The following is a 13,675-nucleotide window of genomic DNA, read 5'->3' as shown; positions in this document are numbered from 1 at the left end:
GTCCGAGTCGATGTTCGTCCGCAGATAGAAGCGGGCGGTAGCTAGCTTCTCGCGGGCCTCGCCTGGGGTCAGCGGGCGGAGCTCCTGACCCGCGGCCACGGCGGCAGCGGTGGCCGCTGCGACCACAAGCTCCAGCGGCATACCCTGATCCCGCGCTTGTGCCAGCCCCACCATCAAGAGCCGCATCCACGGGTCGCCGTCCAGCGTGGTCCGCAGGTGCAGTTCGAGCAGTTGCGGCAGGCTCTGCGGCAGTCGGGCGACCGCCTCGGCGGGATTCAGGGGTACACCGGTTCGCAGGAAGTCGGCGAAGAGTGCTGCGACGAGGAAGGTGCTGCGATCGGGGCTATGAGCGATCGCGGTAGCGACCGCACGGGCTACGGACTCACGAAGGGCCTGGTCGCTGTAACCGGGTGCGCTGTAGAGGATGTCGGCGATGTAGGTCGTGAGGTCGTCCGCGAGGTCCTCGACACCGGAGGAGGTGTCCAGGTCGAGCACCATCCCGTGGGCACCGGGCACCGGGCACCGGGCACCTCGCAGAACCGGTGGCCGTCCGCCTGCGGCGGGCGCATCCCCACGAGCGCTCGGAAGGCGGGGCGGCCGTCAGAGCGGAGCGTGCGCAGGAGCTCGGGTAGCAGATCGTGGACGATGCGGCCGCTCTCCAGGGCTTCGTCAGTGGCATCGAGGATGAGTATCACCGGTTCCGGCAGGTCCTGGGCGATGCGTTTGAGCTCGTCTAGAGCTTGCTCACTGCTGGCGGCGGCCGGCTCCGCGTCCGCAGGAGACAGCTGGACCATGATCGAAGCGATCACCTCGTCCATGCTCCGGTGCCGGGCATGGACCGCGACAAGAGTCGGGTACCGACGCTCCGGGCGGTACTGAGCACGAATGCGGCCAACCAGCCCGGTACTCAGCTCGGCGAGCTGGTTGTGCGACAGGAAGACCGTCACCCCCAGTAGCGCCGACTTTCCGGCCCCAGGGCTTCCGGTCACCAGCAACAGGGGTTCGTCGCTCGCCAACCAGGAGCGAATCTGGGTCAGCTCACGTGTCCGCCCAGTGAAGAGGCAGCCCGTCATCGCAGCGGCGTCATCCAGGCGGCCGGACGCCCGGGTGAGGAAGTGCACTGGGTCCAGGCCGGGGTCGAACTCCGCCGCCAGTTCCCGAACTGCAAACCGGAGTCGGCTCCGAAGACGCTGCCAGCCGTCAGTGCTAAGCGCCGGGTTGGCGAAGAACTCCGGTACCGGCAACGAGGCGGCTCGGCGTGGCGAGTGCACCACGGTCTGCGGATACCCCTCGCCGAGGCGGACCAGCTCCCGCGCGATCTCGTCGGCGACAGCCTCCACCGGCACGTGGGACAGAGTCGGAGAGATGTCCCAGTGCCCCAAGCGGAGCCGCTCCAGCGCCTGGGCTGTGGCCTTGGTGAACCGTGCGTCGAAGGCGCTCTCGTCCGCCGTGCAGGCCGCAATCACCCAGGTCTTTCGGTCGCCCTCGGGAACGTCCTGGAACAGCTGGTAGTCCGTCGCGGCCCCTGCACCGCAAACATCGAGCAGGAATAGGACGGGAGATTGGTCGGAGCCGTGCTCGACCTCGTTCAGCCATCGGCCGACATCGATCGCCGACTCTGGGAGGTCTGTCGGACGGCTGTCGTGCACGGGCAGGTACAAGACCCGGCCACGAGAGACCCCGTGGCCAGCAAAGTGAACGATACGCGGCCGGCCCACCGAATCGTGCCGCAGCTGCCGCCAGCCCTCCTTAACGCTGACCCAGTCCGCGTCGATCAACGGTTCACTGACGTTCAGCCCGTCGAAGCGCGAGAGCACTACGGCGAGTTCACGCACGTGCGGTTCAACCGACGGCAGCGGAGGCAACCCCTCCGACGTGGGACTCCACTCTCCGTCGACCGCGCTCTCAAAGGTTCCAAATCCGAGCAGAAGTGCTCGAACCATCATCCCCCCGTGCCCGTACGATTCAGTCTCCAGGCTATCGGGATCGAGCCTGCTCACCCCTCACGACTAGATTCACTGTCAGAGAAGCCGAAACGGCTAGGTTCGCTGTCCAACGCCTCGATTGGATGACAAGGGACAACAGTTCGCCGGGGGCAGACAAGGAAGACCGCGGAATGACTGGCCAACGGGTGCGAGGGCATGTCAACGTAGACGACCTTGCAAGAAGAGCCAGGTCAGAGAGGTGATTGCCTGTGACCGTGGCGCCCGAGGGCCCCGGTTTCTCTACTACTGTCGAAGCCTTGCGGCTGCGTGAGTGGCAGCTCGGCCCCGGCCAGCCCACGCTGGTCATGGACCAGTTCTCCGCGGAGGATTTCCAGCTGATCGTGGACGACCGCGCGGATGTGCATGTCAGTTCGAAGGACGGCCGCTTCTACCTCGGCTGGTTCCCGCTTGGCCGTCCTGGCACGGACGGCGAGGGATGGAAGATCGCCGTCACCGGTACGGCCAAGGTGCGTGGCTATCACCTGTCGTTCGACACGGAAACGCCAGCCGACATTGTCGCCGCCGCCGTGGCGCGCGTGCTGGAGACCTCACGCCGCGTACGACAGCCAGACGGCCACGAGTAGTCCTGGCTCTGGCGGGCGGTCGGCTGACGGCCCCCGCCCCTTTCATCGCTCACCATTTTCCCCTCACCCCAGGAGGCTGTTCGTGACGTCCTCGGAGATGACCGTCGGTGATCTCATCGACCTGCTGTCCGTCTGCGACCGGGATGCTCCGGTCCGCCAGGCCATGAACCCGTTCTTTCCGATGGCGCACCGTCTGGCGCAGGTCGTGCAGTGCGTGGACGAGACCGGCCTGAGGGTCGTCTACCTCGCCGAAGGGCGGGACGAGGACGCGCAGCTCGGCTATCTTCCGACCGAGGTCGCTGTCGCCCTGACCTGGCAGGGGCCCGTCCAGGCACCCCCGCGTCGCCCCCGCCGCACTGTCGGCGGCAACTAGCCCCGCACCGAGCCCTTGGAGGCGCCCCTGTACCCCGACTTCCCGCTCGACCCGTCCACCCCGCCCGGCGGTCAGCCCGCGTTCTGGGTCGGCCCCCGGCATCTGGCCGGTGACGACAGGTGCCTCTACGACGGTGTCGCCGACACGCTCTCCGGTCTGGGCTGGACGAGCCTGACGATCGTCCGCGGACGACAAGAGCCGGACGAGGAACCGGAGGACCGCCAGGTCCTGCGCAGCACCGTCCTGCACATCAGCCTCGACACCCTCCGATGGGCGCAGTGGAGCCTGCCCGACGAGCCGTTCCACCTGGGAGACCTGCCGATCGCCTGGCAGATCTCCGCCCGCGCGGACACCAGCAGCCCGCTCGCGTCGTGGTCGTCCTACTTCACCACCGACGTCCCCGGCGAGGCCGTGGCCGACTTCCTCGTCGCGCTCGACGCCCGCGACCAACCCGCCGTGCCGCTCGCCGGCCCCGAGAAGGTCCTCGAAGCCGTCGCCGCACACGGCTGGCTCCGCGACATCGACCAGCCCCAGACGGCAGCGACGGACCCGACGTTCACCTCGCACATCAGCCTCGGCGAGGTACCGCCCCTCGTCCAGGACGCCGACCCGCGCGCCCTGACCACCGCGGCCGACGAGGCGGGACCGACCGGATGGCAGGCATGGGCCGAGCCCACGCTCGGCGCCCCCTGCCTGTGGGCAGTCTCCTTCAGCTCCAGCGTCCCGCACGACCTCGTGGCAGCCTTCGCCGCCTCTCTCAGCTCGACCGCACCGGTCCTGCGCAGGGTGCTGCCCGAGGCCACCCGGGAGCGGCTGCTGCGGGCGCCGGCCTAGCGATCGACGGCGCTCCTCAGCCCGACGGCAGTAGCCCGGTCCTCCCGAATGGGGGCCGGGCTCCTTGCATTTCCCGCCGAGGCTCGGACGACCGTGCAGCGGCGCGAGTCGCAAAGCACTTCTGCCCCCGACCATCTGGTCGGGGGCAGAAGTGCGTCGGGGGTCGGTCAGCTGGCTGACGTGGCCTTGGCGAGGGCCTTGTCGAGGTGGCGGTCGACGAGGGCCGGGGAGCCGGAGACGATCAGCAGCAGACTGCCGTCGCGGATCGCGGTCTGCTTGACCACGGTGCTCCGTCCTCCGGTGGAGAACGTCAGAAGCTGGCTCCATCGCTCGTCACCGAGGCCGTGGGGCGCGGGCAGCTTCTGCGAGGCCATGTCGATCGAGCTACCGCCTGCGACGACCTGATAGGCCGGGCAGCCGGTCATGGCGTCAAAGATCCGGCCGATGCCGTCAGACAGCTTGTTCGCGCTGTCGCTGTACAACTCCTCGGAGATCTCTGAGGAGCTGGCGCCGTAGGTGAAGGTGACCTTGGCCTTGCGGGGGAAGGTGAGCGTGCCGCCGGTGGCCGCGTCGCCGCCCAGTTCGCTCAGGGCAAGGCAACCGATGACGGTGACGTCGTCGTGCTGGGCGGGGCGCTCCGGCTTGCGCAGGTAGCCGCTGCCGAGGTCGCTCTCGTCGAGCAGGCGCGTCTCCAGCGCGGGCGACGAGAGCGCGGCGGACTTCTGGGCTGCGTCGGCCGGCTTCCCGGTACGGGCGGAGGGAGCGGTGTCGGTTTTGGTGCCGGTGGTATGGGTGGAGCAGGCGGGCACGGCGAGGAGGGCGGCGGTGATGCCGAGGGCGGTGGTGGCTACGCGGACGCGCATGACGGAACTGACCCCTTGGTGCTGGGCGACGGTGGTCAGTGCGGGCTCGGGGGCCCGGTGGGGTCGTAGGAGTGGGGGTCAGTGCCCGAGGTGGCGCAGGCAGTCTTCGAACGTGGCGTGCGTCGCGTCTGCCGGACCGGAGTTCCGGTTGAACCAGGCCGTGTCGAGGCGGGTTTCCCGCTGCTGGTGGCCGACCCGGCACCGCAGCCAGATCTGGTCGCGGGTGGACAGGATCAGCCAGTCCCGGTACGCGCCGCACTCGGCGCAGGTAACCATCTCACTGTCGAGGACGAGCGGTTGCTTCCACGGCATCATCTTGCCGTCGAGCTGGTCGTGGCTGGGCACCCGCAGCTCAGGCGGAAGGAAGTCGTCCACCACCGCGGTTGTCGGCTCGGGTCGTGCCGGCTCGGCCGACGGCGCCCGGATCCCGGGCGGGACCTGATTCTGCAGCTGCGCCGACCACTCGACGAATCGGCGCTGCGCCTCGCTGGGCACCTTGGTCCGGCGGCGTATTCGGTGAAACACCTGGCGTCCTCCCTTTGCCTCGTCCTGCTCGCTTCATGATCGTGCCCTAGGCTCCCGGTGGTTTCAATTCACAAAGTCCACAGTCACCTTCGGGCAGGTCATAAGGCGTTTCCGTGCCCCCAGAGGCCGGGGGACGAGTTGGCCACGGCGCATGTCTCCGAGCGGATGAGTGATGTCCCCTCGATCTGCCCGAACACACCTTGTCCCCCTCCGACCGCTCAACTTTGCGACGCCTGTTGGCTCGACTCGCCGCAGCTGCGTCACTGCCTTCCCTCCTGCGCGTGCACCGGTGCTCGCGACCCACAACGCGGGTCTGTACTCCGCTGAGGTCCGTTGTGGCGTAAGGCCAGGCTGTGGGCCGCGAGCACGGCGATGGCGGTTGCCCTGTTCTCGGTGGCGCGCTGAGGTTGCGCTCCCGCCCTTGGAAGGGTTTACCGGGTCTTGCCCGATGTCTCCTCCCCGCTGCGGCGCCTGCTGGGAGCGTTGGAGCGGGTCGCCGTTCCGCGTGTGGAGGACTGGCGCCCCGTGGTGGCGTTCTCGGGCAGGGGAGAGGCGTCGGCGGGCAGGGCGGCTGTCCGTCGCAGCCGCCACACCAGCACGTCGCTGACCGAATCCGCGGTGTCGAGTTCGCGCCGCTCCACCGCGGCGGACAGGAGGGCGGCCGGGTCGTGGCCGGCGGCTTCGGCCTCCGCGATGGTCGCGGCCAGGGCGTACCAGCCGGGCTCGGCGAGGATCTGCTCGGCCAGCTCCGGCAGTGCCTCGCGCAGCACCACGGTCTGCCTCCGGAGCATCGGCCGGCACAGACGCCGGCCTCGCTGGTAGAGCACGCCGAGAGGCTGGGCGGCGGCGCCCTGGTAGGCGGTGCGCAGGTGCTCGGCGGCCCGCGCGGCGGCCTCGGCCTGCTGGGCGTGGCCCTTCTTCGCGTGCCAGTGCGCGGCGGCGGTGATGAGGAAGAACAGCATGTCGATCGCCATCGCGGTGGTGGCACCGTCCTCACCGCGGCCGAGGGCAGGGCCACCGTGGACGAGTTCGCGGGCGGCCTGCCGCAGCGCGTGGTCGTGCCCGCGGGCTGCGCGGACGTGGGATCGCGATGCCCGCTCGAAGGCCGTTGCCGCGTCGCGTAGTTCGCGGCGGGTGTGGGCGGCGGAGGTCTTCGCGAGCGCGTCGAGAACCTCGCCGGCCGCGGCGATATGGGTGGCGGCAACCGCGTCGTCCCCGTGTTCGATGACGAGCACGGCCTGCCAGACGGCCGATGCCGTCCTACGGCGGGCACCGGCCGGAGCGCCTGGCCCCGCAGGCCCCGCATCCTCCCGCCGGGGAGCTGGATCGTTCTGGGCGTTGCCGGACCAGCGCTCCCGGATGCGGGGCAGCGAGAGGTCGGGGGCGAGGCGCGCGCCGGGGTAGAACACCGGCTCGCCGTCCTTGTTGAGGTCGTCGGGCAGGGCGACCTTGTAGCCGAGGAGGTCTCCGGAGGGCGCGGCGCGCTTACGGATCAGCAGTCCGGCGGCGGCGAGCCGGTCGAAGAACTCCTCCTCACTGGTCACGCCCGCCACCGCCCGCCGCACTGTCTCGCGCAGTTCTTCGCGGGCGGTGCGCTCGCGGCCCTGGCGCTCGGCCTTATGGCGTTCGGCGCTGGTGGGCCGCTGAGCAGCTGTGCCGTCGCCGGGCGCGACCTGGCGGAGACCGAGTTCCTTCTCGATGAGCCGGGCTTCGGCCTGGGCGCGGGCGCCGGAGCGGTAGTCGTCGGGACGATGGCCGTCTTCGGTGACGAGGGTGGCGACGATGTGGATGTGGTCGTCCGCGTGCCGTACGGCGGCCCAGCGGCAGCCGGGCTGTCCGTCGCCGGGGTCGATGCCGGTGGCGGCGACGATACGGCTGGCGATGCCGGCCCACTCCTCATCAGACAGGATCCGGTCCCTCGGGTCGGCGCGTACAGAGGTGTGCCACACGTGCTTGGCCGGACGGGCGTGCTCGGCGAGCGCCATCACGGGCTGGTCCAGGAGCTGCGCAAGGTCCTTGAGGGTGGCGTTCGGGTCGCGGCCGGGGTCAGGGGACATGCCGTCGAAGGAGGCCACGAGGTGCGGGTCGGTGTGATCCTCGTACTGGCCGGTCTCGTAGAGGTAATTGAGGAGACCGATGGTCCGTGATCCCGAGTTGTTGACGCTGGGGATCATGAGCCGTGGTGCTCGATCAGCCGCGTGGCGGCCTCGTGCGCGGTGTCGGCGGCACGCCGTACGGCGGCGACCGCTGCTTCGTGCTGGGGAGCTACTGCACCGGAGTTGAGCGCCTTGACTGCCTGGTTGAGGTTGCTGCCGGCCCAGCCGAGCCGACGCCGGCTGTCGAACAGGGCTGTGATCACTTCACGTTCGTCGGCGATCTCGGCGCTGGTGCGGTCGAGGTCGCGTGCGGCAGCGAGCGCGGAGCGTGCGAGAAACCCGGCTACGGACAGATTGCATCGGGCGGCGGCGGACTTGATCAGGGCGAACTCTTCATCGTTGAAACGTGTGTTGGGCTGGTGCAGGCGCTTCTTCTCGGGCGACTGGCGCGGGCGCTGACGGGCTCGATCAGCGCGCTGTCGGCGTACGCGCGGCTCGGTCTGCTTCTCCTCCTGCCCCGGCTTCGATCCGCCCTCGGTCGAAGCCTGAAGGACCTGCGCCCCCCGGTGCAGGTCCTCTCCCGCCCCCTCGGGGGCGGGGTTGGCGGAAGCTACGCTTCCGCCCCAACTTGCTCGCCCCGAGAACGAGTTGACGTCGCGAGCAGGTTTCGGAGTGGTGCCGTCCTGGGTTCGGTTCGTCATCGTATTTCGGGCCTACCGGTGCGGGTGTGGTGCTGGATGGTCGCGGCCAGCGCGACGACGTCGGCCGGTCCCGGGAGGACGCGGACGGGTCCGTCGGGTCTGCCCTGGACGAGCCATTGGCCGGTCGGCACGAGCACGGCGGCGTGCAGGAGTCGTCGGCGGACCAGGGTGTCTGCCCAGGCGCTGGCCTCGGCGATGGTGGGCTCGGAATAGCGAGGGGGACGCGGAATCACTGCGTGTCTCCTAGAGCGGGGCGGTGGCCCGGCACGGAGCCGGGCCACCCGTTGCGGGTAGGGGCGTTGAGCTGGTGGTTTGCCCGTTCAGCCGCACTCGGGGCAGCGTCCGACGTGGCTGTTGAGGGCCCGAGCCATCCGTTGCTTCGTCGAGGCAGCCTGCTTTGCGCTGGCCTTTGCCGCCGACCTGCCCTTGTGCCGCTTCGAGTGGGCGAGCAGGAAGCCGATCTCCCGCGTGTACTCCGCATGGACGGTGTCGAACTGGTGGCAGGTCTTCATCGGGTCTTCCTTGTGTCGCGGGGCAGGTGGGCCAGCGTCGGGTCCGCGTAGAGGGCGGCCTGGAGTTCGCTGAACAGCGCGTTGCTGACGCTGATGTTGTGGCGCCGCAGGTGCGGTCGGATGGCCCGGCGGGTCATCCGACCTTCCTCGAGGGCGGCTTTGCGGGCGACATCGACCTTGACTTCCCACGGGACCTCGTCGTCTTGGTCCGCAGGCTTGGTCCGCGGCGTGGCTGGGGGGCCGCCGTGGTCCGTGGTCCGGGACCCCTGCGGTCCGCCGGATGAGTTGTCCTCTTCGCTGTCCGCCAGATGGCCAGTGTCCGGGTCCGGGTGGTCCGGGGCGGGGTTGGTCCGCTGGTTCGGAGCCGGGGCGTCGTGGTCCGCTGCGGCGGAGTCGGTGGGTTGGTCCGTGGTCCGCGTGGTGTGATCCGTCGTTCGTAGGTGGTCCTGGTCCGCCGGGTGGTCTTCGTCCACGCTCGCCGGACCAGCATCTTCGGATGGTCCGTGTCCCTCGTACGCGCGTGCGTGGTCCGCCGGACGGGATGAGCCGTCAGCCGTTTGACCTGCGGCGTGGCTGGTCCGCCATTCCCGTGTCGCCTCCGGCGGACCAGAGGCGGTCCGCTGGTCCGCCGCAAGCGTGTTGTGGTCCGCGACATAGTCCTCGTCCTGGTCCGCCAGCTGGCCCGTGTCCGGGTCCGGGTGGTCCGGGGCGGGGTTGGTCCGCTGGTCCGGAGCCGGGGAGTCGTGGTCCGCTGGGGCGGAGTTGGTGGGTTGGTCCGTGGTCCGCCGCCTTCCGTTCTGGCCGTGGACCTTAGTCCACATGCGCCGGACCAGACTCGTGGTCCGTTCCTCGGCAGTCTCATCCGAGTGGTCCGCTGGGGCTCCGCATCCCGGGTGGTGGCGGGTGATGAGGATGTACAGATGGACCGCGCCAGCCAGGGCGAGTGGGGCGAGGGTGGAGAGCACCGCGACGACCGTGTCGCTCAGCCGCAGACCGGAGTGGTTGCTTTGCTGATTGAGGCGGACCGCGTGCAGGGCATTCGCCCAGATACTCGCGGCGGTGGCACCGCCGAACAGCGTCCATACATACAGCCGCGCCAGGGCCGGGGCCTGGGAGAGGACCAGCAGCGCGCGCACTCCGTAGGCGATGAAGCCGTCGATCACGAGAGGGAAGAGGTAGGTGAGAAATCCGCGGACGTGGATGGCGACAGCCATTTGCCGCAGGGCGTCATAACTCAAGGCGCACCCGGCGAAGCCGAGGGCCACGATGGCGAGACGGTCCCAAGCTCCGACCGGCGCGACGGCGGGGCGTGTAGCGGAGGGGGTCATGCGGCCTTTCCGAGAGGGGCGTGCGCCGGAGTCCACGCTGCCGGGCGGGCTACCGGCTGCTGTGCGCCGGGTGCGGCGGGCACGGGGCTGCCTGCCGGGGTGGTCTTCTTCCGCCTTTCTTGGGTCGAGGTACGCCGTAGGTGCGGTCGCGGTCGAAGACCTTGTTGGCGGCCTGCCGAAGCAGGTCTCGGGCATGCTTGTGGCTGATCTGCAGGGCGGAGGTGAGCCGGGCGGGCCGCCAACCGCGTACGTAGGCGTGGTCGATGACGACCTGCCGTTCGGCCTCGCTCAGGTGTACGTCGCGTCCCTGGAAGAACGCGGTCACGCGCCGGTAGTCGAGGCGCTGGGGCAGTCCATCGTGCAGGGGACGCCGCTCGGCTTCGGTGAGGCCGCCCCAGACGCCCTCCTTGCGTCCGTTCTCCAGGGCGAAGTCGAGGCAGTCGCGGCGTACCGGGCACCAGCCGCACAGCTCCTTCGCCTCGGCGATGGCTTCGTGGTCCCGGGGGAGTGGGAAGAAGACGGCGTCGGAGTCCTCGACGTCCATGCCGTGGCACGCTCCGCGGGTGTGCCAGCTGGTGTCTCCGATGCCGCGAAGGCCGGTGGCCGGCGCTTCGTGGGTGGTGATGAGGCGCAAGGGGTTCTCCGAGGTGCTGCCGCGTCGGCCGGCTGGGGTGATACTCGGCGGGCGCGGCGTCGGGTGCCAGCTGCGGCGCGCGGGCGTGCGCCGCAGCCGGGGCGGGACGGTGGTGATGGGGTGGCAGTGCACCGGGCGGGTGCATGCGCCGGATTCGCCGGTCAGGCCATGGCGGGCTTCTGGATTGGCTCCGGTGTCTGGGCCTGCTGGGCGGCGGCGGAGTCGAGGCGGCCGGGATGCGGCGTTGCGCGCGGAGCGGTTCCGCGTACTCCGTCGTCGGGGCCGATCCGGCGGCGGCGACACGGCTCGCCGGGCTGGGCCAGGCACCACTCGCAGCGGACGTTCAGCGCGTCGGGCATTCCCTGCGCGACGGCTGCTTCGCGTGCTGCTCGGGCGGGCCGGTAGGGCGCGAGGGCGGCCCGCGCGGCGGCCGGGATGCACGAGCCGATCTCCCGCAGCCTCGCCTCCAGCCTCGGGTCGATCTCGTCGCGACCGCTGGTGATCGCCCGTGCTTGAGCGGGCTGCGCGGTGCCGGCGGCGACGGCGCGCCGGTTGCCGACCAGCTCGGCGGTCCAGGCGGCCTGGTCGTCCGGGTCGACGGACGGCGTGGGATCGGAATGCCGGGCCAGGCGGTCGCGCCGGTAGCTCTCCCAGGGACGGGCCATGTCCGCAGGCAGGATCTGGTACGGCGAGGTGCGGATGTACTGGCGGGCGGCGGCGCGGGCGTCCCAGCCGTGCGGGGTGGCCATCGGCACGTCGCCGAGCAGCTCGTGCCACTGGGCGAGCTGGTCGCGGGCCTCACCCTGGTCGGTGCGGATGGTGCGGGGGTCGAGTCGGCCGATGTAGGCCAGCAAGGCGGCGGTTTCGCGGCGGTCCACAGTCAGCCCTCCGTTCCGGTCGGCTCGTCGAGGGCGGCGAGGAGGGCGGCGGTGTGGGCCTCGGCCCGCGTCATGGCGCCCGGCGCGGCGGTGTTCTTGCCCGGGACGGCGTAGAGGCTCGGGCGACTCGGGGCGTGCTCCCGGGCGACCCAGGAGCGCCAGTCAGCAGCCCAGGCATCCGCCGGCCTCGGCTTGAGGCCGGCGCGGTGGGCACGCCACTTGGCGTCGGCCGCCTGCAGGCCCTGCTCGCCGAGGCGGTCGAGGTGTCCCTGTTGGCGGCCCAGGCATAGGCGGCGGGGTCAACCTGCCACTCGGCAACGGGGATGACGGCGGCATCACCACTGCTGTACCTACGTTTCAAATCCGGTTCACTACGGTTCTGTGTGCCGGATTCCGGTACATCGCTGTGTCGGTTTCCGGTACGTCGCGGTGCCGGTTTCCGTCGGGCCCTGCCGGTTTCCGCTACTGCCGGTTTCGGGACGCTCGAGGGGGATTCCGGCACCTGACGCGGTCGGATTCCGCAGCGTCGCAGGGCCGAGAGCCGGAGCGCCGGGGTGGCCTCGGGACTGTCGCCCGGCGCCTGGCCGACATCCTCGTCCTGCTCCCTCGCCGCCTCTGCCGCGGCCTTGGCGGCGAGGGGGAGGCGGTAGACCGTGCTGCGCTGCGGGCCGGTGAGGTCGTCGATCTGCTCCAGCTCACCGGAGTCGACAAGGCGGCCGATGGCCTCGCGCACCGTGGACACGGAAGCGCGCGTGCGCTTGGCCAGGCTGGACAGCGAGGCCCATGAGACGCACTGTTCGTCGGCCACCCGGTCGGCGATCGACAGCAGGACCAGACGCGCGGTCCCTCGGCTGGAGCTGTGCTCCCACACCCACTCGCGTGCCTCGCTGCTCATCGGCCGCTCCAGATGAGCGGCCGGGGGCGGCGGCGTGGGGCCACCAAGGTGTGCTCCGGGTCGGGGCGCCGAGGCGTCGAGGCGGAGGTGGCTGCCGCGCAGGCCAGGCGGAATGGCCTTTTGCGCAGGGCAGGAGGCATGCGATACTCCCCTTTGCAGTGTTGCCACGCTGACGCGCCCGTCGGAAGGACTCAGCGTGGTGATGGTGGGCAATCTCCGCCCTTGCCGGGGCGGACATGCCATTTAGCGTTCGGCGTCCGGGAGTTACCGCTCTCGGGCGCCGTCGCTGTGTTGAGGGCCTACTAGCCCCGGTCCGTGCTTGCAGGCTCCTCATCTTCGTCGTACCAGGGCGGGCTGCCCGGGAGCGACGAACATACGCACGGACCCGTGTCAAGATCCAGACTTGGTTCTTAACCTCTGTACTGGTTGCAGAGAGTCATCATGCGATCTGTCGCTGGAGCCGTATGTGGCGCTCTGTGTGAGTCGCCCTCTGGCGTTGAGGAACACCGGCGCCGCGGTGGTTGCCTTGAACGTCGAGAGCGGGCCATCGTGTTCGGATCGGAGGGAGCGTCCGGACCGTCTCGCAGTGGCATTGCGATGTGGATGAGGTGTCTCCACTGCCGCCCCCGCACTTTCCGATCGAAATCAAACCTTGCCCGCCAGCTGTGACGTGTATTGCTGGAACTGTGGTTTACGCCACGTTGCCCAGCGTGCCTCTGTCGGCAGAAACGGACAGGCCGACCTAAACGGACGGTGCGCGCCACGCGGAAACGTGCTGGTGGGGAAGAACTTTCCATACGTGTGATCGGCGCGTCAAACTCGTGTTTATCGCGGGGTAGGGTGACTGAAGAGACGACGAAGCCCGCCGGTAAAGGATCATGAAAGAGTCGACCGATGGCCCCATGAACCCCGCGGGGCTCATGGGGCGCCTAAACCGCCTGTTCGACACGGTGCACCCGCCCGATCGCGGTCCGTACAGCAACGCCGAAGTGGCTGAACTGATGGAGAAGCGTGGGCTCGGGACCGTGTCGGGCCAGTACCTGTGGCTCCTGCGGACGGGCCAGCGGGATAATCCGACGAAGCGTCACCTTGAAGCGCTCGCAGCGTTTTTCGGGGTAGATCCCGCATATTGGTTCGACGATGTTGTCGCTGAAAAGACTGTGCAGGAGCTTGAGTTGCTTGCCCTGCTTCGCGACACGAAGGTCAAGAACGTTCTTCTCCGTCTCTCGGATGTATCCGCGGACGGAAAGGATGCCATCCTGGGGATCGTCGACAGCGTCCGGAAATCAGAGGGGTTGCCGCCCTCAAGTGGTGCGTAAGACGGCGTCAGTTCAGTAAGTGATCAAGGAAAAGCAATGTGGTCTGCCCGTAGGCAGCGCCGGCCTGACCTCCTGGCCGAGCTGGATCTCCCTCACGTCACCAATATCCGCGATCTATGTGGCGAAGTCTCTCGCCGCACGGGACGGA

General features: G+C 69.6%; 14 protein-coding genes and 2 pseudogenes. 5 read left to right on the top strand and 11 right to left on the bottom strand.

All coding sequences use genetic code 11. From position 1 onward, the window contains the following. Positions 1 to 374: 374 nt before the first annotated feature. Positions 375 to 2,000 (bottom strand): AAA family ATPase, encoded by a 1,626-nt coding sequence (locus ACFPQ9_RS33970; RefSeq protein ID WP_380862079.1) that lies wholly within the window; start codon positions 1,998 to 2,000, stop codon positions 375 to 377. A 194-nt stretch (positions 2,001 to 2,194) separates the two neighbouring features. On the opposite strand from ACFPQ9_RS33970, the gene ACFPQ9_RS33965 reads away from it, so the two are divergent. The 3 genes from ACFPQ9_RS33965 (at position 2,195) to ACFPQ9_RS33955 (ending at position 3,776) form a co-directional block, all read left to right on the top strand. Beyond that, the gene (locus ACFPQ9_RS33965) at positions 2,195 to 2,569 is read left to right on the top strand and encodes an SPDY domain-containing protein (protein ID WP_380862077.1); all 375 of its coding nucleotides are present in this window, start codon (positions 2,195 to 2,197) and stop codon (positions 2,567 to 2,569) included. Between the two features lie 82 nt (positions 2,570 to 2,651). Further along, positions 2,652 to 2,942 carry a hypothetical protein gene (locus ACFPQ9_RS33960; RefSeq protein WP_380862075.1) on the top strand — a complete coding sequence of 97 codons (291 nt, stop codon included), beginning with the start codon at positions 2,652 to 2,654 and terminating at the stop codon, positions 2,940 to 2,942. 15 nt (positions 2,943 to 2,957) lie between these two features. Beyond that, positions 2,958 to 3,776 (top strand): SPDY domain-containing protein, encoded by an 819-nt coding sequence (locus tag ACFPQ9_RS33955; RefSeq protein ID WP_380862073.1) that lies wholly within the window; start codon positions 2,958 to 2,960, stop codon positions 3,774 to 3,776. A gap of 167 nt (positions 3,777 to 3,943) precedes the next feature. On the opposite strand, the gene ACFPQ9_RS33950 is transcribed toward ACFPQ9_RS33955, so the two are convergent. The 10 genes and pseudogenes from ACFPQ9_RS33950 to ACFPQ9_RS33905 form a co-directional block, all read right to left on the bottom strand. Further along, on the bottom strand, positions 3,944 to 4,639 hold the full coding sequence (locus ACFPQ9_RS33950; RefSeq protein WP_380862071.1) for a hypothetical protein: 696 nt from the start codon (positions 4,637 to 4,639) through the stop codon (positions 3,944 to 3,946). A 78-nt stretch (positions 4,640 to 4,717) separates the two neighbouring features. Beyond that, on the bottom strand, positions 4,718 to 5,164 hold the full coding sequence (locus tag ACFPQ9_RS33945; protein ID WP_380862069.1) for a hypothetical protein: 447 nt from the start codon (positions 5,162 to 5,164) through the stop codon (positions 4,718 to 4,720). Positions 5,165 to 5,595: 431 nt separating this feature from the next. Then, positions 5,596 to 7,338 carry a relaxase/mobilization nuclease domain-containing protein gene (locus tag ACFPQ9_RS33940; protein WP_380862067.1) on the bottom strand — a complete coding sequence of 581 codons (1,743 nt, stop codon included), beginning with the start codon at positions 7,336 to 7,338 and terminating at the stop codon, positions 5,596 to 5,598. Then, a complete protein-coding gene (locus ACFPQ9_RS33935; RefSeq protein WP_380862065.1) occupies positions 7,335 to 7,961 on the bottom strand; it encodes a plasmid mobilization protein in 627 nt (208 codons plus the stop codon). The genes ACFPQ9_RS33940 and ACFPQ9_RS33935 overlap by 4 nt, the downstream gene beginning before the upstream one ends. Then, the gene (locus ACFPQ9_RS33930; RefSeq protein ID WP_380862063.1) at positions 7,958 to 8,194 is read right to left on the bottom strand and encodes a hypothetical protein; all 237 of its coding nucleotides are present in this window, start codon (positions 8,192 to 8,194) and stop codon (positions 7,958 to 7,960) included. Before ACFPQ9_RS33930 ends, ACFPQ9_RS33935 begins: the two co-directional genes overlap by 4 nt. 87 nt (positions 8,195 to 8,281) lie before the next feature. Next, positions 8,282 to 8,473: a hypothetical protein gene (locus tag ACFPQ9_RS33925; RefSeq protein ID WP_380862061.1), complete on the bottom strand. Its 192-nt coding sequence runs from the start codon at positions 8,471 to 8,473 to the stop codon at positions 8,282 to 8,284. Continuing rightward, positions 8,470 to 9,801: a DUF2637 domain-containing protein gene (locus tag ACFPQ9_RS33920; RefSeq protein ID WP_380862059.1), complete on the bottom strand. Its 1,332-nt coding sequence runs from the start codon at positions 9,799 to 9,801 to the stop codon at positions 8,470 to 8,472. Before ACFPQ9_RS33920 ends, ACFPQ9_RS33925 begins: the two co-directional genes overlap by 4 nt. Next, positions 9,798 to 10,435: pseudogene (locus ACFPQ9_RS33915) on the bottom strand (WhiB family transcriptional regulator). Before ACFPQ9_RS33915 ends, ACFPQ9_RS33920 begins: the two are co-directional and overlap by 4 nt. Positions 10,436 to 10,596: 161 nt before the next feature. Next, positions 10,597 to 11,313, bottom strand: coding sequence for a zinc finger domain-containing protein (locus ACFPQ9_RS33910; protein ID WP_380862057.1), 717 nt, complete (start codon positions 11,311 to 11,313; stop codon positions 10,597 to 10,599). A gap of 2 nt (positions 11,314 to 11,315) precedes the next feature. Beyond that, positions 11,316 to 12,133 (bottom strand): annotated as a pseudogene (locus tag ACFPQ9_RS33905) (helix-turn-helix domain-containing protein). Here ACFPQ9_RS33905 and ACFPQ9_RS33900 point away from each other — a divergent pair. Then, positions 12,066 to 12,224 carry a hypothetical protein gene (locus ACFPQ9_RS33900; protein WP_380862258.1) on the top strand — a complete coding sequence of 53 codons (159 nt, stop codon included), beginning with the start codon at positions 12,066 to 12,068 and terminating at the stop codon, positions 12,222 to 12,224. The pseudogene ACFPQ9_RS33905 and the gene ACFPQ9_RS33900 sit on opposite strands and share 68 nt — an antisense overlap. Positions 12,225 to 13,086: 862 nt before the next feature. Then, positions 13,087 to 13,527, top strand: a complete 441-nt coding sequence (locus ACFPQ9_RS33895) for an XRE family transcriptional regulator (RefSeq protein ID WP_380862055.1) — start codon at positions 13,087 to 13,089, stop codon at positions 13,525 to 13,527. The last annotated feature ends 148 nt before the right edge of the window (positions 13,528 to 13,675 follow it).

The sequence above is a fragment of the Streptomyces coerulescens genome (genome assembly GCF_042657965.1).
GTDB lineage: Bacteria > Actinomycetota > Actinomycetes > Streptomycetales > Streptomycetaceae > Streptomyces > Streptomyces coerulescens.
Note: the sequence above shows the minus strand (reverse complement) of the source record. Positions and strands in the feature narration are given on the sequence as shown.